Here is a 20,059-nt window from a genome sequence, read left to right as displayed (position 1 = left end):
CATTGTTGCTCAGGTTGTGTCATTGCCAATTGAAATCCGGCCATCCGCGTTCGGTATCTGGGGCACGACGAAAAGGGCCAATCTGTTGGCTGATCAATCTGAAACAAAAACCAATCCAAACAGGGGAAACCGAATGAAGTTTGCAAGATCACTGGCAGGACTCGCGCTTGGACTTGGAATCAGTCTCTTTGCTTTTGCACCGGCAAAAGCTGCAGATTTCATTGTTGTTCAATCAACCACGTCGACTCAGAACTCCGGACTGCTGGATGCGATCCTGCCGGACTTCGAAGCCAAGACCGGTATTGATGTTAGGGTCGTTGCGGTCGGAACCGGTCAGGCCCTTAAAAACGCAGCCAATGGCGACGGCGACGTTCTTCTGGTGCATGCCAAACCGGCCGAGGAAAAATTCGTCGCCGATGGGATGGGCGTCGAGCGGCATGACGTGATGTATAATGATTTCGTTTTGATCGGCCCCTCCAATGATCCTGCCGGGATCAAGGGCATGACAAATGCCCCCGAGGCCTTTCACAAAATCGCGGAGAGCGGGGCGGTTTTCGCCTCGCGTGGCGACAACAGCGGAACCCACAAGAAAGAACAGGCCCTTTGGGCGCTGGCCGGTCTGGATCCGTTGCAGGGCTCGGGAAACTGGTATCGGGAAACCGGCTCAGGAATGGGCGCAACCCTGAATATTGCAGCCGGTATGAACGCCTACACGATCAGTGATCGCGCGACCTGGCTTGCATTTGAAAACAAGGGCGCTCTTCAGATTCTCGCCGAAGGAGACGATCGCCTGTTCAATCAGTACGGCATCATTCTGGTCAACCCGGACAAGCACCCGAACGTGAAGGCAGCCGAAGGACAGGCATTTATCGACTGGCTCACGGGACCTGAAGGCCAGGCAGCAATCACGCACTACAAGGTCGGCGGAAAACAGCTGTTCTTCCCGAATGCCAGCAAGGTCACCGACTGACGGCAAGGCTAATAGCGTCGCTAATGAGCAATTGCTCCGAAATCCTACAGCGGCGCCAATCTGAGCACATAAAAAACCCCCGCAGACAAAAGCGCGGACATGGGAACGGTTACCACCCAGGCCCCGATGATCGTGAACACATGGGACCGGCGCACCAGCTTGCGCCGGCGGTGCTCTTCCCTGTTCTTCAAAACCCGCTTTTTCTGACGGCCGTCCACGGTCCCGCCTGCTTTCAAAAGATACCTGCCGCGATACCATTCCCGGTAAAAGCCGACCCCAAAGACCGCTCCGACAGCAATATGAGTGGAACTCACCGGCATTCCCAAGCCGGAGGCAAGAAGAACCGTAATTGATGCCGACAATGTCACACAGAAGGCGCGGATCGGGTTGAGTTTCGTGATCCGCGAGCCAACGACCTTGATAAGACGCCGTCCGAAAAGCAAAAGTCCTGCCGAGATGCCGAAAGCACCGACCGCACTTACCCAAACCGGAACCGGGTAGCTCATGACCTCCCGCGCCCAAGTGTCCATTTGCCCGGTATCGACCGATTTGACACCGACAATCGCGGCCAGTGGACCAACTGCGTTGGCAACATCGTTGGCGCCGTGGGCAAATGACAACAGCCCGGCCGCGACCATCAAGGGGATTGTGAAGAGCCTGCGCAAGGGTTGGGCCTGATCATGGAACCGCGCAATTCGCCGCCCGAGATATGCGCGATACGCAGCCCAAACCAGTCCTCCGATTACAATGACGACCGGCGCAATCAGCCAGTCCGGGACATTCATGATCGCCGGTGGAAGCTTGAGTGCCAGATAGGCGGTGAAGGATCCGGCCAGAAGCCCGATCAGAATCGGGAGCCGCTTGCAAGCTGCCTGCGTCTTGTCGGTGCGATAGGTGATGAACCGGTTGATGAACGCCAGGAAACAAGCCGCCACGACACCGCCCAGGACAGGAGACACGACCCAGCTCAAGGTGATTGCCCCAACTGTTCCCCAATCGATAGCGGACGCGCCTGCGGCGGCTATTCCGGCACCGACGACACCTCCGACGATTGTGTGCGTTGTAGAGACGGGCGCCCCGATCCATGTCGAAATGTTGATCCACGCGGCAGACGCCACCAGTGCGGAAATCATGGCCGTCACGAAAAGTACCGGGTCCGTGACCCGGTTGACCTGCAGGATCTCTTGCGAGACCGTGCTCATGACATTGCCGCCAGCAAGAAGAGCTCCGGCACTCTCGAATAGGGCGGCAAGCACAAGAGCTGTTCCAAGGCTCAACGCCTTTGCCCCGACGGCGGGGCCGACATTGTTGGCAACATCGTTCGCACCGATGTTCAAGGCCATATAGGCCCCGACAGCGGCAGCGGCGGCAATAACCAACGTATCGCTCATCGTGTTTGGCGCGACTTCGAAAGCCGCGACGAATACGCACAACGCAATGACAATCACCGCAAGGCCCGGCAGGAGCAGACGCCGGCCAAGGCTTTCGGCAGCCTCCCCCACAAAGGTGATCTTGTCCAGGTCCTTGTCGAGCGCAGGGCCTTTATAGCCTGCCTTCCGTGATGACGGCATTCAAATATCCTTGGTCCGCTTCACAGACTGCACGTTGACTATGACCGGAATGATGCAGCCGCCCCGGCTCACCACCATGAGCGGGCGCATTGTCTCGATCCCGCTTGGTTTTAGGATGTGTGTTCGGAGCTGAAACGGCGAAGCAGTTTCTTTACGCCGTTCTCGTCGGCTTTTTCAATGGCTTCCGAAACCGGCAGCCAGGCCACTTGCCGCTGGCCTTTTTCCGGGAAACTGTCGAGAAGCTTCGTCGCACGGATCTTGAAAACCAGCACGCGCGTCCTGAGGGTCAGACCATTTGCCAGCCCCTTGAAAGACCGGAAATGAGCATAGGCACGACGTTCCGCCTTTCCCATCACTCCGGCTTCTTCAAACGCTTCAATCACCGCTGTTTCGTAGGCCGGCTTGTCCGGCTCCGGCCACCCCTTCGGCAAGATCCACCGGCCGGTATCTCGGGTTGTCACAAGCAGGATCTCTGGCTCCGTGCCGGTTGCCGGTTCACGATAGCAAAGTGCTGCAATTTGTAGGCGCGCAGGCCGGCGGAGTAAATCGACGAGACCACGCAGCCACCGGGCGCCGGGCGCCCGATTGTATTCCAGCAATGTCATGAGGCTTGCCTATGGAATCCGGCGGTTTGATATGCGTCGGCAATATAAGCCCAAAAATATTCATGTCCATAAAAAACATGCACAATGTGCACTCAAATCAAATTAAATCCTGGTAATAAATATCAATTCAATTTGGTGAGGCAAACATGGGATGCTGACCATCCGCCTGGCCATACCTCAGCCCCGCCGCGACGCAATCTTCGCATTACTTCAACCTCAACAGGTACTACTGAAAAATACTCGGCACCTTTTTCTCCGCTGATCGGCGGCAGGTTCAACGCCACCCCGTCAAAGCCAAGTTCTTCTTCGCAGGGCATGAAGAGTGCCGCCCCTGACACATTGGCGGTATTTTGCGTGGTCCCTTTGGCCACCCCGATAGTGCCGCAGACTGCGACTGCAGTCATCAGCTCCACGGCACGCGCCTTGGCGCAGCCATAGACACGGTGATAACCCGAAGTCATTTCCGTCATGGACGGAACCAGCAAGAGATCGATTTCCCCGGCAGCCAGCAGGCAGGACAAGGCTGGCATTTCGACGTCGAGGCAGACAAGGATCGCCATTTTCAAGCCATCAAGCTCGAAAACATGCAATTCCGTCCCCGGCTCGAGCTTCCAGCTCTGGGGATCCTTCTCGAAGGGCGTCAGGCACAGCTTGTCCTGCCGGATAACCCGGCCGTCGGCTGTCAACAGGATCGCCGTGTTGGTATGCCCCTGCCCTGACCGGACCGGCATCGTGCCCAGCAACAGGGAGACACCATGCCGGACAGGCAGCCCCTTGACCAGATCAACCAGCTTTTCACCGGTTTCAGCCAAATACGCGATTTCTTCGGTCGGCTTGAGTCCTTCGGGTTTGAAGGCAAGCGCTGCCTCGATCGCATATTCCGGCATCATCATGAGCCGGGCACCGGCTGCGGCGGCCTGTTCCAGACGTCCGGCTATGTGAGCGGCAAATTCCTCGGCAGAACGCGGTGCAAACCCGAGATTGAGTGACCACAGGGCGATATCGTAACGTTCCATCCGCATGCACCAACTATCCGGCAACCGCATTCATGGGGCTGCGGCAATCTTGATGCGCGAGCACTTGGCAGCCTCGGACCAGGAAGTCAATGGAGGCACTCAGCCGATCAGCAGCACACCGAATGCCGCAAGCGCGAAAACAAAGCCGGTGCCAACACGCTGAACAATGTGATTGTCCGGCATCAACGCCAGTTTCGGCTGTCTTTTCACCTTCGTCAAATGCTTGAGCGCACGACCGGTGTGACGATCTATGTTGCGAAACATCGGTTTCAGCTCGTCGCGATCAGCCATGCTTCCCCTCCGCCAGCACATGTCAGCCAACCTTTTCTAAGGTTGATCGCTTGCGGAAAGGTAAACACCTGAAAATGATGGCTACAAGCGGGTCTTTTGCGGGTCCGCCACGTCGATGATGCGCATCTGGACCCGTGGCGCGCCTTGCCAGGTATCGATCGACAAGGAGCCCGCCACATGAAGCATCCGCCCCCGGTTTTCGAGCAGCATCTTGCCGTGCGGCTTGTCCTCCGCCTTGAACGCAATTGCCTTGATGCTGCTTCCGTCCGACGACGAAAGGCTCGCCCGGACATGCCCCTTGCCGACCACATCGGCAAAGGAAATGCGATGGGAAGGAAGAACAAAGACAGGTTCCGCATGTCCGGCGCCATAAGGCCCCGCCTTTTCCAGAAGCTCCATCAAATCAAGGGTCGCGCCGGTCGCCGTGAGTGCTGCGTCCACCTTCAAATCCCTCATGGAGGCAGCGCGTTCCACATCTTCCGCGAGGCGCTCATTCAGGAAGGCCTGCAATTCCGGCTGCTTTTCCTTGAGTACAGTCAGGCCAGCCGCCATGGCATGGCCGCCGCCCTTGAGCAGCAAACCAAGATCGACGGCTTCGCGGACGGCCTTGCCCAAATCGACACCATTGATCGAACGCCCCGATCCGGTCCCCTTGCCGCTCTCATCGAAAGCAATGGCAAAGGCCGGCCGTCGGTTTGCTTCCTTGAGACGTGAGGCGATCAGCCCGACAATACCCGGATGCCAATCGCTTGATCCGGTGATCAAGACCGCGGGGTTTTCGGATTCCATCGCCTGAAACGCCTGAGCACCAGCCTCCTCAAGCATTACCGCTTCCATGGCCTGCCGCTCGGCGTTGAGTTGATCGAGACGTTCGGCAATATCACGGGCCATGGCGGGGTCGTCACATGTCAGCAAGCGCGCACCAAGAGCTGCATCGCCGATCCGGCCGCCAGCGTTGATCCTTGGCCCAAGCAGAAATCCGAGGTGGTAAGGCGCGGGTTTGCCCGCCACCCGTGCCGCGTCCGCCAGAGCGGACAGGCCGGAATTGCGCCTGCCATGCATCACCGCCAGCCCGCGCGTCACATAGGCCCGGTTCAACCCCAGAAGCGGCACCACATCGCAAACGGTGCCAAGCGCCACAAGATCCAGAAGTGCCATCAGATCGGGTTGCTGCCGTCCGGAAAACAGTCCGCGGTTCCTCAGCTCCCGGTTCAGCCCGACCAGAAACAGAAAGGTGACCCCGACAGCTGCCAGATGCCCCTGGCCGGAAAGGTCGTCCTGCCGGTTGGGATTGACTAGGGCGCGCACCTCGGGAAGTGTCTCGCCGACCTGGTGATGATCGATCACCACAACATCAAGACCTAGCCGGGAAGCTGTTTCAAAGGCTTCAAACGAGGTGCTGCCGCAATCCACGGTGATCAACAGCCGCGCACCATCGGCGTGCAATGCCTCGATTGCAGGCCCGTTCGGACCGTAGCCTTCAATGATCCGGTCCGGAATGTGGATGACCGGTTTCAGCCCAACCCAGCTCAGATAGCGCGACAGGATCGAGGAGGATGTCGCCCCGTCGACATCGTAGTCACCAAAGATGGCAATCTTCGTTCCCGCCTGCACCGCATCCGCGACACGCGCAACCGCAGCATCCATGTCGACCAGACCGGAAGGGTCGGGCATCAGGTTTTTCAGGGAGGGTTCAAGAAATTCGGTAGCCTCTTCGGGCTGCACATCACGCGCAGCCATGACGCGCGCGAGCACATCGGGCAGCTCATGGCGCTGCGCAATCGCCATCGCATTTCGGCTCTGGGCAACAGTCAGCCGCTCCCGCCAGGCAAAATCATTGGCCGAGCGTTGCACACCCAACACAAGACGGCCCGCGCCGTCATTTTCAGCGGGGCCGTTCATGTCGCACTCCGGTTTAACGGGCAAAGGCCCATACGGTGTTCCGTCTTTTACTCAGTCGAGATGAAACTTCTCGAGATCGCTATGTTTGGCCTTGATGTAGCGGACCGTCCCGGTCGACGAACGCATCACAACCGTGTGGGTCGTGATGTCATTGCGGCCGAAGCGCACGCCTTGCAGGAAATTGCCGTCAGTCACGCCAGTTGCCGCGAACAGGACGTCCGGCCCGGCCATTTCCTCAAGCGTATACTTCTTCTTGATATCGTCAATTCCCATGCGATGGGCGCGCTCGACCTGCTCGTCACGAGTGATCACCAATCGTGTCTGCATCTGCCCGCCGATACACCGCAGGGCAGCTGCCGCCAGAACACCTTCCGGCGCGCCGCCGATCCCGGCGTATAGATCGATCCCGGTTTCCTCCGGATCGGTGGTGTGAATGACACCAGCCACATCGCCGTCACCGATCAGACGAATCGCAGCACCCGTTGCACGGATATCCTCGATCAGCCGGGCATGGCGCGGACGGTCCAGAACGCAGGCCGTGACTTCATTGATCGGCACGCCCTTTTCCTTGGCAACGGCTGCCAGGTTGTCAGCGATCGGCGCGTCGAGATCAATCAATCCCGCCGGATAGCCCGGGCCAATGGCAATCTTGTCCATGTAGCTGTCGGGAGCATTCAGAAGATCCCCTTCCGGCGCAAGCGCAATGACGGCAAGGGAGTTCGGCAGGTTCTTGGCGCAGATCGTGGTGCCTTCCAGAGGATCAAGGGCAATATCGACCTTGGGCCCCTGCTTGGTGCCAACGTTTTCGCCGATATAGAGCATCGGCGCCTCGTCACGCTCGCCTTCGCCGATCACGACCGTTCCGTCGATCGGAAGGCGGTTCAGCTCACGGCGCATCGCATCCACAGCAGCCTGATCTGCCGCCATTTCATCACCGCGGCCCCGCAAACGCGCTGCGGACACCGCAGCCCGTTCGCTGACGCGTGCAAGTTCAAGCGTCAGAATCCGATCAAGACCGCTGGAGGCGGCTACATCCGTGTTCGACATCAAATTCTCCAGTTTCTCCCGGCTGCCCGCAAGAAATGCGGCCGCCCCCAGTTCAATTACTTAAGCTTCTCAATACGGATCAGTTGCGGACGTCCCGAAACGACGCCTTTCGAGATGATCGTCTCCAAGGCCCTGTTGACGGCAACCTCCGTAGTTTCATAGGTAATCAGGATGACAGGTTGAGGTGTCTGTTCCTCGCCGGTTCCCGGACCGCCAGGTGTCGCCGCACCCCGCCGCTGTACAATCGACTCAAGCGAGATGCCTTCATCCGCCATTGTCATCGCGATTTCGGCAAAGGCGCCCGGACGGTCAAGGACCGACAGGCGCATGTAATACCCTCCCTCGTGCAGGCGCATCCTTGCACGGGTATAGTCTTCCAGATCATGGGACGGCATACCGAGCACCGGCACGGCATGGCCCCTGGCAATATCCGCAATATCGGCCACAACCGATGAAGCCGTGGCATCGCCGCCGGCGCCTGGTCCGACCAGCACGATTTCACCCACAAAATCGCCGTCGACCGCAACCGCGTTCAAAACGCCATCCACCTGCGCGATTGCCGAGGTTTTTGGAACCATCGTGGGGTGAACCCGTTGCTCGATTCCGGTTTCGGTACGCTGCGCGACGCCCAAGAGCTTGATCCGGTAGCCGAGTTCGTCGGCCGCCTGAATGTCTGCTGTCGTAATCGACGTGATGCCTTCGAGATAGATTGAATCGCTCGAGATTTTTGTCCCGAAAGCCAGGCTGGTCAGAATGGCAAGCTTGTGGGCGGTATCATTGCCTTCAATATCAAAGGTCGGATCGGCTTCCGCATAACCAAGCCGCTGCGCATCCGCGAGACACTCCTCGAAGCCGATGCCGTCTGTCTCCATCCGCGTCAGGATGTAGTTGCAGGTTCCGTTCAAAATACCATAGACGCGGCTGACTTCATTGGAAGCCAGTGACTCGCGGAGCGTCTTGACGATCGGAATGCCACCGGCCACGGCCGCTTCATAGTTGAGGCAGGCATCATTTTGTTCCGCAAGACCAGCAAGCGCCACGCCGTGTTTCGCCAAAAGCGCCTTGTTGGCGGTCACCACGTGAATGCCGCGCTTCAATGCGGCCCGCACGCTTTCTTCCGCTGCACCATTGTCGCCGCCAACCAGTTCCACGAAAATGTCGATCTCGGCGGTTTGCGCCATGTCGACCGGATCATCAAACCAAGTGTAAGCCGACAGATCGACCCCACGATTCCGGTTGCGGTCTCTGGCGCTGACTGCGCTCACCACAACATCCCGGCCGCTGTTACGGGCAATCCTTGCGCCATGCTTGGTGAGAAGGCGCACCACGGACGACCCGACCGTCCCGAGGCCCGCGACCCCTACTCTCAACGCATCACTCATGTGTTCGAAGATCCAGTCTCTTGTCTTTGGCGGTTCTTATCCGGAGGCCCCAATCGGGACCACGTTGTGCAATGTTTTATCTGCACTTTCAAGGAACCGGCGGACATTCCTTGCGGCCTGGCGCAAGCGCTGCTCATTTTCAACAAGACCGATGCGGACATAGTCGTCACCGTGCTCGCCAAAACCGATTCCGGGTGCAACAGCCACTTCTGCCTTTTCAAGCAGAAGCTTGGAAAACTCCAGACTGCCCAACGGCTTGAACTTTTCCGGGATCGGCACCCAGCAGAACATGCTGGCTTCCGGAGCTGGCACGGTCCAGCCGGCCCGGCCAAAGGAATCAACCACAACATCGCGCCGTCTCTTGTAGTGGGCGCGGGTTTCCTCGATGCAGTCCTGCGGACCATTGAGAGCGGCCGTGGCCGCCACCTGAATCGGCGTGAAGGCCCCATAATCCAGATAGGACTTCACCCGGGCGAGAGCCGAAATCAGACGCTCGTTGCCAACCGCAAAGCCCATGCGCCACCCTGGCATCGAGAATGTCTTCGACAGCGAGGTAAACTCTGCCGTTACATCCATCGCGCCGGGAACCTGCAGGACGGACGGCGGAGGCGTATCGCCAAAATAGATTTCGGAATAAGCCAGATCGGACAGGATGAAGATCTCATGCTTGCGCGCGAAAGCCACAACGTCACGGTAAAATTCCAGATCCGCGCAATAGGCGGTCGGATTAGACGGGTAGCACAGAATGATAGCAATCGGCTTCGGAACCGAATGAATCACCGCGCGTTCAAGCGCATGGAAAAACTCGGGCCCGGGCTCGGCAGGAATCGAGCGGATTGAAGCGCCCGCCATCAGGAATCCGAACGCATGGATCGGATAGCTCGGATTCGGACTGAGAATCACATCCCCGGGCGCCGTGATTGCCTGCGCCATATTGGCGAAGCCTTCCTTGGAGCCAAGCGTGGCCACAACCTGGGTATCCGGATTGAGTTTCACACCGAACCGCCTGTCATAATAGGCAGCCTGCGCCTTTCGCAGCCCTTGAATGCCCTTGGACGCGGAATACCGGTGCGTTCTCGGATCCTGAACGACTTCTGTCAGCTTGTCGACGATATGCTGCGGGGTTGCCAGATCCGGGTTCCCCATTCCGAGATCAATGATGTCCGCGCCCGCCGCTCGCGCCTTTGCCTTCAGTCGATTGACCTGTTCGAAGACGTAGGGCGGAAGCCGCCGGGTTTTATGGAATTGCTCCATGACGCGGGTCCTTGCAATCTCAAGAATTCATATCAAGTAAGCGCACCCCACATGTGATCATGGGAGCACACACGCGGCGCCCTTTTAACAGCCTCTTCAACGATACGCACCCGCTTTCCGCGCCTAGCCACCTAAATTTGCAGAGGATGAATACGAACCGATTTAAACTTGCGCATAGCCCTCCATCGGGAGGCACGTACGCTCAGCGGGCTTCAAACACCTGCATTCGGAAAAATTACAACGTAAAGCCAGAAAGCCAGAAAGCCAACGACCCCCGATCGCACGCGCATCGCAGCCTTTTTTAGCAGCCACTATTGCGCACCCGACGCCTGAGACAATGACCGAAGATAGTCTATCGTCGCCTGTTGCTGACTTTCATCGAGCAACCCAAGCGGTTTTTCCGTTGTTTCGGCCACCGGAATGTTTTCGGTCTTGTGCCGCTCCTGAGAGGATGACCTGCGAAACACATCAGCGACAGAAGTTGCTGGATCAGACGCGCAACCTGAGATAATACCTGTTATAAAACACAAGTTAATTAAAAGGATGATTCTCAATGAGCAATTCCCGATTGAAAGAGGTGTCATTGCCGTCGCGCTCTGCCGCCAATCCAAATTGCAACCGAACGAAAGAAGTGTAGGCGTTTTTTCGCATTCGACGCAACGGCAGAAGTTGTGTCATAAATTGCTGATATTGCCGGGAGTTAACCGCGTCACTGACCGGGATTGCGCAAACACTGCGTATACCGGGCAGCCTGCCGCAAGCGCAGTTCAAAATGTCGGAGGGAATCTGCTGAGATGGCTGACGATCGCCAGCATCCAATGTTGCAATACATTATCAATAACCCCGAAGCCTTCGCGCAAAATCTGGCGAAGACACTTGAACAAGCTGGCAAGGCCATGGCGGCCTACATCGAGCCGCGCGAACAGGGCAAGATCAAGGACAGCGGCGCCGACGAATTGTCCGGCGTCATCAAGACCCTTGCGCAGGTCGGTGAATACTGGGTCTCGGACCCGCAGCGCGCCTTCGAGGCACAGTCACGCTTGTGGTCGGGCTACATCAACCTGTGGAACAGCTCCCTGAAACGGATGCTCGGCGAGCCTTGCGAGCCGACTGTCCAGCCGGAACCGCGCGACAAACGGTTTGCCGATCCGGAGTGGAACCAGAACCAGTTCTTCGACTTTATCAAGCAGCTTTACCTGATCACCAGCAAATGGGCGGAGGAGCTGGTCCTGGAGGCCGAAGGGCTGGATGAACACACCCGCCACAAGGCTGAATTCTATGTGACGCAAATTTCCAATGCGATCTCGCCGTCAAATTTCCTGCTGACCAACCCTGAACTTCTGCGCCTGACCATGGAGAGCAATGGCGAGAATCTGGTCAAGGGTATGGAGTTCCTGGTCGAGGACTTGCGCTCCGGCCGCGGTGAATTGAAAATCCGGCAAACAGACCCGTCCAAGTTCCAGCTTGGCGAGAACCTCGCAACAACGCCCGGCAAGGTGATTGCGGAAAACGACGTTTGCCAAGTCATACAATATAGCCCCACGACCGAAGACGTCCTCAAGCGCCCCTTGATGATCGTGCCACCCTGGATCAACAAGTTCTATATTCTGGACCTGACGCGCGAGAAATCCTTTATCAAGTGGGCAGTGGATCAAGGCCACACGGTTTTTGTGATCTCCTGGGTCAACCCGGACGAGCGGCAAGCCGAAAAAAGCTTCGAGCACTACATGAAGGAGGGCATTCTCAACACCCTCGACGTGATCAAGCGCACGACACGTCAGCAGGAGGTCAACGCGATCGGTTATTGTGTCGGCGGGACCCTTCTGGCGGTGACCCTCGCCTATATGGCCCAGAAAGGCGATGACCGGATCAAGACAGCGACCTTCTTCACAACACAGGTCGACTTCACCTACGCGGGCGACCTCAAGGTCTTCGTCGACGACGAACAGATCAGCCTGCTGGAACGGCGCATGGCCGAAAACGGCTATCTGGATGGCAGCAAGATGTCATCCGCCTTCAATATGCTGCGCTCGAACGACCTGATCTGGTCCTATGTCATCAACAACTACATGAAGGGCAAGGATCCATTTCCGTTCGACCTTCTCTACTGGAATTCAGACTCCACCCGAATGCCGGCCGCCAACCATTCATTTTACCTGCGTAATTGCTATCTGGACAACAAACTGTCTAAGGGTGACATGATCATCGACAACGAGCGGCTGGATCTGAAGAAAGTGACCATTCCGATCTACAATCTGGCCACCCGTGAGGATCATATCGCACCGCCTCGGTCCGTGTTTCTGGGCTGCAGCTTCTTCGGTGGCCCAGTCGAATACGTCCTGTCCGGTTCAGGTCACATTGCCGGCGTCGTCAATCCGCCACACAAGAACAAGTACCAGTACTGGGTCAACGGCAAGCCCGAAGGCGAACTGGAAGACTGGATCCGCGACTCGACCGAACATCCGGGATCTTGGTGGCCCCATTGGGATGCCTGGATCCGGAAGCAGGATGACACGCTGGCAAAGGCACGCAAGCCCGGAGCCTACAGGACAAAACTGCTCGAAGATGCGCCGGGCTCTTATGTCATGACGCGCATCTGAGGCCCGTCAGACTGCCTGCAGCAGATGATCCACAAGCCTTCTGCTGCAGGCCGAAACATCAAACAGATCTTGTGCCAAAAGCAATTCTGTTTGCAGCTTGAGCCGATGCCGGAAAAATCCTGTTGTCTAACGGGTTTTTCCCGCTTTATTCAGTTTTTGGACCACTGACGAGGACTGATATAAACTTGCTAGACAACTGATTTGCCTAATTGGTTGGAAATAATAATTTTTTCATGTCACTCAGCCAGCCGGGAACCAGGTTTTCAACGCATTGGCCTCGAACATCGTCAAAACCTACAATTGCAGAACCCGATTTGCTTGCCTGACACTGACTGCGGTATAAGCTGCCAGAAAACAGAGGCGAGCGATTTTCCATGCAAGCGCAGCGGATCAAGCCGGCAAACAGGGCAGATGCAAGCCCGGTCAAGAGAAGTCGACTCCAACCCTTTCTGGCGCGCGGACCGCTCTGGCAACAGAAGGTTTATCCGGCCACGGTCTATTTCCGGATCCTCGGACTGCCTGCACTCTCTGCCGCCATCTGGTCGCACGTGGCGCTCGGCACTGGCCCGGCGTTCCTGCTGACTTGCGCAACCGTTGTGATCATGATGCTCGCGCCACGTCTCTTCGGAAGACCAAAAGGCAACCTGCGATGGGCGGCGAAATCAGTCTATGGCGAACGCATTTGGCTCAACAGGGCCAAGTTGCCAATCCCGAATGACGATGCTGGAAACGCGCTGGCGATGTTCTTTACCTGGATGATCGGCACCGGCGTCATGATCTGGGGGAGCATTGAGGCCCTCCCCGTGATCGCAGTGCCAGGCCTCGTAATCGCGATGGCAGCCCACATCAGCTTTCAGGACCGTATGGTAAAGGTCTTCAACAAGATGGAAACCGCCCATCCGCTCTACAGGTTCTGGGCGGTCGCGGCCGATAACGACAACACAAAGCGGAAACGCAAGAGCGCCTGAACACTGCCTCTAGTCACTCATCCGGCGCTTTTCGGCCAGAAGACCGATATAGGTCAGGGCAACAGAAGCGCCGGCAATGGATGTGATGTCGGCATGATCATAGGCGGGTGCAACTTCGACCACGTCTCCGCCGACAAAATTGACCTCCCCCAGTCCGCGCAGGATCGACAGGGCCTCCCGGGAAGACAAGCCTCCGGCCACCGGCGTGCCGGTACCAGGTGCGAAGGCCGGGTCGAGGCAATCAATGTCGAAGGTCATATAGGCAGGCCCTGCGCCTGCCCGGTCCACGATCCTGTCGATCACGCCCTGAATGCCCAGTGAATCCATCTGATAGCCGTAGATCATCTCGATTCCGCAAGTCTCCGGCGCATGGGTCCGGATCCCGATCTGGATCGACCGGTCAGGATCAATCAGCCCTTCACGGACTGCCCGGCCCACAAACGTGCCATGGTCGATCCGGTTGCCCTTGTCATCCCAGGTGTCCTGATGGGCATCGAATTGCACCAGCGCGAGGGGGCCGTGTTTCGCGGCATGAGCCTTCAGCAATGGAAAGGTGACGAAATGGTCCCCGCCGATGGAAAACAGATGCGTCCCCGCGTCCAGTATGCCGGTTGCCTGATGCTGAATATGCCCTGGGATGGAGGGGTTTTCGCCATAGTCAAAGACACAATCCCCGTAGTCGACTGCGGACAAGACTTCGAACGGGTCAAATTCAAACGGATATTGCGGATCGCCGTCGAAGATCGCCGACGCACGGCGGACACCTTGCGGACCGAACCGCGCTCCCGGGCGGTTGGACACGGACGCATCGAACGGGATGCCCCAAATGGCCAGATCGACCCCGTTCAGGTCGCGGCTGTAGCGCCTGCGCATGAAACTCAAAGCCCCCGCATAGGTCGGCTCGTGGGACCCGCCCTTAAGATCGCGCCCGAGAAATGCATTGTCCGTTTGCCGCGGAAGTTTGGTATCCATCAAGCGTATTACCCTGTGAGTGACCATTGAAAACCTGCTAAACAGGTCCCACAGACAAGTGATCAGGTCAATTGTTCACATCTCAAGGCATTGGTGGCATGGCAGATCCTGACATCAAAGACGGGCGCGCAGCCGCATCGGACGGTTGCTGCTATGATCAGGCCAAAACCGGGAGCGCCTTCGAGGCTGCTTCCTGCAATCCTTCAGCCTGCGACAACCATCGTCAGCATTCTGCGGAGCATGGGCACCACCATAGCCATAACCACTCCCACGATCATGGCGGCCATGCGCATTCCCATACGCCGGAAGTCACGGACCGGAATGCCCGCGCGGTCGGTATTGCCTGCCTGCTGATCACCGGTTTCATGTTTGCCGAGCTGATCGGCGGCTGGCTGGCCGGTTCCCTGACGCTGATTGCCGATGCCATGCACATGATCACGGATGCGGGCTCGCTCGGGCTGGCATGGTGGGCCTTTCAGCAATCCAAGAAACCGGCCGATGCGCGTCTGACCTATGGCCGAGACCGTTTGCCGGTTCTGATTGCATTCGCCAATGCGATCTTCCTACTGGCTGTCACCGCATGGATTGCGATTGAAGCCGTGGAACGGTTTCTCAATCCGCAAACGGTGCTGGCCGGACCCATGTTTGTCATTGCCGTGCTCGGGCTGTTTGTGAACATCGCTGCATTTCTGGTTCTAAGCCGTGGCGGCGACGGCTCGCTGAACATCCGCTCGGCCGTTCTGCATGTTCTGGGGGATCTTCTGGGCTCAGTCGGCGCAATTGTTGCGGCGGTGACTATCTATTTCACGGGCTGGTTCCCGGTTGACCCGATTCTTTCGGTCTTCGTCAGTCTGTTGATTGTTCGCTCCGCCATTTCGGTCCTGCGCCAGTCGGCCCATATTCTGCTCGAAGGCGCGCCGGAGGAAATCGACCGTTCCGACATGGCCGAAGATCTCGTTCAAAACATTCAGGGCATTTCCTACATCCACCACGTTCATCTGTGGTCACTGGCGGAAGGCAAGGTCAACGCGACCCTGCATGCCACGATTGCGGACGGAGCCTGCCCGAAAATGACCGTCAAGTTGATCCGGCAACGATTGGCAGATCAATATGGCGTCGGCCATGCCACCATCGAGGTGGAAACACTATCCCCAGCGCAGCGTCCTGCAGGCTAGTCAATGGATTGCCTCCCCTTTTTGTTCGGACTAGAAGGCAAAGGTTTGCCTGACCAGAACTGAACAAGACATCCGGGGACACCATGACGACAATAAAGACAAAAATCCTGCGTGGACGCATCCTGTCCTTCCGGTCCGAGCCCAAATCCCCGGAAGATCGCCACGCATTCACCTATGAGGAAGATGGCGCGGTTCTGATCGCAGATGGCAAAATCCTTGCCTCGGGCAGTTTTGACGAGGTCGTGAAAAAGGCCCCTTCCGAAACACCCGTCACCGATCACCGTCCCCATCTGATCTGCGCCGGTTTCATCGACACCCACCTTCACTTCCCGCAAGCGCAAGTGATTGCCTCCTGGGCCGACCAGCTGCTGGACTGGCTGAACGACTACACCTTCCCGGCTGAAATCCGTTTCGCAGACAAGGCGCATGGCAAGAGGATTGCAAACGGCTTCTATGACGCCCTGATTGCCAACGGCACCACCAGTGCGGTCGCCTATTGCTCAAGCCATCCGAACTCCGTCGATGCCTATTTCGAAGAGGCGGAACAGCGCGGCATGCTGATGCTCGGCGGCAAGACCATGATGGACCGCAACGCGCCCGATGCGCTTTGCGACACAGCCCAGAGCGGCTACGACGACAGCAAGTCATTGATTTCAAAGTGGCACGGCAGGGGCCGCGCGCACTACGTGATCACTCCGCGCTTTGCCATTACCTCGACGCCTGAGCAGCTCGAAGCTGCAGGTACGCTCTTGCGTGAACATCCGGATTGTCACCTGCAGACCCACCTTTCGGAAAACCATAACGAAATTGCCTTCACCCGGGAGCTTTATCCGGAAGAGGACCATTATCTCGGCGTCTATGACAAATACGGGCTGCTCGGCCCCAAAAGTCTCTTTGGCCACTGCATTCACCTGAGCGCCCATGAACGGGAAATCATGTCCGAAACCGGTTCGGTGGCGGTGTTCTGCCCGACATCCAACCTGTTTCTCGGCAGCGGACTGTTCGACAAGGCGGAAGTTGAGAATGCAGGTATCCGCACGGCGGTCGCGACCGATGTGGGCGGCGGCACCAGCTATTCCATGCTCAGAACCCTTGATGAAGGCTACAAGATCCTGCAGCTGCAACGCCAGCGCCTGCATCCCCTGACCGCGTTTTTCTGGGCCACGCTCGGCAACGCCCAGGCACTGTCCCTGTCAGACAGGATCGGAACTCTTGACGCCGGTACGGATGCGGACATCGTGGTACTCAATGCAAAGGCCACACCCGCGATGGCCTTGCGGATGGAGACGGTCGAAACCCTGTCCGAAGAACTCTTTGTCCTGCAAACCCTTGGCGACGACCGGTCGGTTGTCGAGACATATGTGGCAGGGCAGGCATCAAAGACATCTGCCTGAGTTTGGGGACTTCCCGGGTCACGGTGCGCGAGATCCTCGCCCAGGAAACAATATGCTGCCTGTGACCCGGAACGTCCCTGACGCCGGTTGATGATCCAGGGTACATCTGCACACTTCCTTGCTCAAAATGCCGATACTAAAAGCGAGACACACAAGGGTCGTGACCGACCCAGCGCTTTTTGACCCCGTATTCTTCTGCCAAACACGCAAAATGCATTCACTGGTCACAAAATCCGTTTCATAATCACCTGTGATCGTGTTCACTTAAACTCTTCACCGATCCGGTTGAACCTCGGTTTTGGGAGGAGCTGATGAGCAGGTTTGTGAAGCGTTTCGCCGGTCTCGCACTCTTAGCAGGCATCATTGCAGGCTTCGAGCCCGTCGAGGCCCATGATTTCGGCCCCTTGACCATACCGCCCAATGCGTCACCAGCGCTTCAGTCGTTCCTCGCTCATGTGAGCCCGGATGCCATCATGCAGGACACGGAAGAGGTGGAATGCACCCTGTCCGGTGGCACCAGGACCCAATGCGTTAAACTGGTGCTCAAGCAATCCCCGAGCTATGAGCCTGGTCCCTGGTGCCCCGAAACGGTCGACAGCGGATCCGAGGACGCGGGCATCTGGATCAAGGACGGCAAGGTCTACAGCGCAGACGGCGCTTTCATCAAGAACCTGGCCACCTTCTACGACGACCCGAACTGGAGGATGTACGATCCGCAGACTGGTGACGTACTTGTCACGAAGTCCTTCGACGCATGCTTCGGTGCCGCGCGGCCGGATGTCTGGGCAGAATACTATTACTACTGCGCCCAGTGCGAGACGGACCAGACCGTCACCTCACCGCTAAAAACGTTCTTCATCCCGCTCAATCCCGTCAAAGCCGAAAGCCCTGCTCCCTTGCGGGATCAGCCAGGTGCCGGCGTCTCCCTCAACGGTGTTCGGTTCGAAGGCCCCGCCCCGATTCAGGCGATATTGAAGGCCTATAACATTGCGCCATTTGACGATTGCGGCGGCCACGTCAATCCGTATGAGGGATACCACTATCACTTCGTCACCAGTTGCGTCGAAAATATCGGGCAGCCCAGCGGGCACGCCGCGCAAGTCGGGATTGCCATGGACGGCTACGGACTCTACGAACGCTTGAATGTTGATCGCCAGCCGCCCGTAGACCTAGACGACTGCGGCGGGCACAGCTCTGTCGAACTCGGTTATCACTATCACGCGGCACCTGTCGGCGTGAACGGCATCATCGGATGCGTGACCGGAGAGCAGGGCTGCGCCTCGTCACCGGGCAGTCAGAACTGTGACGCCACTCAGGTCCGGCGCCCACCTCCGCCCCCGTCGCCGTGACAAGACCGGCGCTTCAGGCGGAAACCGGGCAGAACCAAAGTCAAAGAATTGCCAGTGACGCCTGCAAAACCCGCCAGACTTAGCGGCGTGCGAAGAACAGGATAACCTGCCGGGCCTGACGCTGGAATATGCCGGGCCCCTTCGGGGCACCACCATGCAACTCGACATCGCGGATTGTCCAACGGGCGAGAACAACGGCGGCCACACCGAAAAGAATGCCGCCGAGTGCTTGCCCAATCAGAACGCCCGGCGCGCCGTAGAGCATTGCCCCCAGCCAGACAAAAGGGATCGTACCAAGTGTGTGGCGCCCCCAGTTCAGCCAGGTTGAGTAAAACGGACGCCCGAGATTGTTGAAACAGGCATTCGACACGAACAATGCGCCATTGAAGAAAAACGCCAGCGCAAGCGGACCGCAAAACAGGTAGATCAGCGTCAGAGCGATCCCATCGGCCTCAAAGAGATCGGCAATGGGCTGGCGCAAGACGAACAGCAGCGCCGTCATGCCGAGCACAAAGAGACCGGTGAACAGAAGCGCATCGGCAAGCGTGCGGCGCACCCGGTCGAACTGCCCTGCCCCGCAATTCTGGCCGACAATCGGCCCGACAGCTCCCGACAAGGCGAAAATCGTCCCGAAAGCCACTGGCGTCATACGCGCAACAATCGCCATACCTGCAACCGCATCTTCGCCGAACCCTGCCATCCAGCGGGTTACGAAGGCCTGTCCGACCGGCGTTGCCAATTGCGTCAGGATCGCCGGGAAGGCGATTGCCGCGATTGGCGGCAGGTCCCTGATGAAATCCGGCAATCGCGGAAAAGCCAAGCCACCATGAAAGCGGAAGATCGGATATAGCGCCGAGGCGGCGATCGCTACGCGCGCGGCCGCGCTCGAAAGAGCGGCCCCCGTCAACTCGAGCCCGAACCCGAAGATCAAGATCGGATCGAGCACCGCATTGACCAGTCCGCCGAAAACAGTTGCGAACATTGCCCATTTTGCATTGCCATGTGCACGCAGGACCGCGCCTCCGGCCATACCCAACAACAGGAACGGCAAGGTCGGAACGACAATGGCAAGATAATCGACCGCGAACTCATGAGCAGGCTCCTTGGCACCGATCAATGTGACCAGCGGGTCCAGAAACTGCCAAACAACCAACGAGAACAGCACCGCAAAGATGGTTCCGGCGAGCAGCGCATTGGAGGCCCTCTGCCGTGCCAACTCCTGATCGCCAGACCCCAGAGCCCGTGCAACCAAGGCTCCCGCTGCGATCGCCACCCCGATGTTGAACGAGGTCGTGAAAAACAGGATCGCGCCCGCATATCCGACGGCAGCAGCCAGTTCGGCCTTGCCCAACATCGAAATGAAAATCATGTCGACAAAGTCGACTGCAAACACGGCCATCAGGCCAACCGAGGATGTCAGGGACATCACGGTCACATGCCGGAACAAATTGCCGGTGAGAAATTTCGCCTGATTCATGATCACCAATTGGGCAGGATTTCGGAGCAGGCCGAGGGAAGACCCCGGTCCTCTTGCCATGATCACACAGGCTCTGCCAAATCATT

16 protein-coding genes are annotated in these 20,059 nt (G+C 57.9%); 6 read left to right on the top strand and 10 right to left on the bottom strand.

Translation table 11 applies throughout. The features are described from left to right. Positions 1-133: 133 nt before the first annotated feature. Positions 134-970 carry an extracellular solute-binding protein gene (locus E1297_RS20155; RefSeq protein WP_155141603.1) on the top strand — a complete coding sequence of 279 codons (837 nt, stop codon included), beginning with the start codon at positions 134-136 and terminating at the stop codon, positions 968-970. Positions 971-1,014: 44 nt separating this feature from the next. Here the strand turns inward: E1297_RS20155 and E1297_RS20150 are convergent, their stop codons facing one another. The 8 genes from E1297_RS20150 to E1297_RS20115 form a co-directional block, all read right to left on the bottom strand. Beyond that, on the bottom strand, positions 1,015-2,541 hold the full coding sequence (locus E1297_RS20150; RefSeq protein ID WP_155141601.1) for an inorganic phosphate transporter: 1,527 nt from the start codon (positions 2,539-2,541) through the stop codon (positions 1,015-1,017). 110 nt (positions 2,542-2,651) lie between these two features. Next, positions 2,652-3,146: an NUDIX hydrolase gene (locus E1297_RS20145; RefSeq protein WP_155141599.1), complete on the bottom strand. Its 495-nt coding sequence runs from the start codon at positions 3,144-3,146 to the stop codon at positions 2,652-2,654. A gap of 122 nt (positions 3,147-3,268) precedes the next feature. Beyond that, complete coding sequence (locus E1297_RS20140; RefSeq protein ID WP_209015885.1) at positions 3,269-4,168, bottom strand: nitrilase-related carbon-nitrogen hydrolase; 900 nt, start codon at positions 4,166-4,168, stop codon at positions 3,269-3,271. 93 nt (positions 4,169-4,261) lie between these two features. Next, a complete protein-coding gene (locus E1297_RS20135; RefSeq protein ID WP_155141597.1) occupies positions 4,262-4,453 on the bottom strand; it encodes a hypothetical protein in 192 nt (63 codons plus the stop codon). An 81-nt stretch (positions 4,454-4,534) separates the two neighbouring features. Next, entirely contained in the window at positions 4,535-6,355 is a 1,821-nt protein-coding gene (gene recJ / locus E1297_RS20130; protein ID WP_155141595.1) for a single-stranded-DNA-specific exonuclease RecJ, read from the bottom strand. A 51-nt stretch (positions 6,356-6,406) separates the two neighbouring features. Further along, entirely contained in the window at positions 6,407-7,402 is a 996-nt protein-coding gene (glpX, locus tag E1297_RS20125) for a class II fructose-bisphosphatase (protein WP_155141593.1), read from the bottom strand. A gap of 56 nt (positions 7,403-7,458) precedes the next feature. Further along, positions 7,459-8,784, bottom strand: a complete 1,326-nt coding sequence (locus tag E1297_RS20120; protein ID WP_155141591.1) for a homoserine dehydrogenase — start codon at positions 8,782-8,784, stop codon at positions 7,459-7,461. Between the two features lie 36 nt (positions 8,785-8,820). Beyond that, positions 8,821-10,038 carry an LL-diaminopimelate aminotransferase gene (locus E1297_RS20115; RefSeq protein WP_155141589.1) on the bottom strand — a complete coding sequence of 406 codons (1,218 nt, stop codon included), beginning with the start codon at positions 10,036-10,038 and terminating at the stop codon, positions 8,821-8,823. Between the two features lie 794 nt (positions 10,039-10,832). On the opposite strand from E1297_RS20115, the gene E1297_RS20110 reads away from it, so the two are divergent. Beyond that, positions 10,833-12,638, top strand: coding sequence for an alpha/beta hydrolase (locus E1297_RS20110; RefSeq protein WP_155141587.1), 1,806 nt, complete (start codon positions 10,833-10,835; stop codon positions 12,636-12,638). A gap of 374 nt (positions 12,639-13,012) precedes the next feature. After that, entirely contained in the window at positions 13,013-13,606 is a 594-nt protein-coding gene (locus E1297_RS20105; protein ID WP_155141585.1) for a DUF6653 family protein, read from the top strand. A gap of 9 nt (positions 13,607-13,615) precedes the next feature. On the opposite strand, the gene speB is transcribed toward E1297_RS20105, so the two are convergent. After that, positions 13,616-14,578, bottom strand: coding sequence for an agmatinase (gene speB / locus E1297_RS20100; RefSeq protein WP_155141583.1), 963 nt, complete (start codon positions 14,576-14,578; stop codon positions 13,616-13,618). Positions 14,579-14,676: 98 nt separating this feature from the next. Between speB and E1297_RS20095 the strand changes: the two genes are divergently transcribed. From E1297_RS20095 to E1297_RS20085, 3 genes are all read left to right on the top strand, one after another. Continuing rightward, positions 14,677-15,753, top strand: a complete 1,077-nt coding sequence (locus tag E1297_RS20095; RefSeq protein ID WP_155141581.1) for a cation diffusion facilitator family transporter — start codon at positions 14,677-14,679, stop codon at positions 15,751-15,753. Between the two features lie 83 nt (positions 15,754-15,836). Continuing rightward, positions 15,837-17,147, top strand: a complete 1,311-nt coding sequence (gene guaD, locus E1297_RS20090; RefSeq protein WP_155141579.1) for a guanine deaminase — start codon at positions 15,837-15,839, stop codon at positions 17,145-17,147. Positions 17,148-17,458: 311 nt separating this feature from the next. After that, entirely contained in the window at positions 17,459-18,496 is a 1,038-nt protein-coding gene (locus E1297_RS20085; RefSeq protein WP_155141575.1) for a YHYH protein, read from the top strand. Positions 18,497-18,575: 79 nt separating this feature from the next. On the opposite strand, the gene E1297_RS20080 is transcribed toward E1297_RS20085, so the two are convergent. Then, positions 18,576-20,033, bottom strand: a complete 1,458-nt coding sequence (locus E1297_RS20080) for an MATE family efflux transporter (protein ID WP_209015884.1) — start codon at positions 20,031-20,033, stop codon at positions 18,576-18,578. Positions 20,034-20,059 lie beyond the last annotated feature (26 nt).

The organism is Roseibium sp. RKSG952, from assembly GCF_009711355.1.
This window is presented reverse-complemented; position numbering and strand designations above follow the sequence as displayed.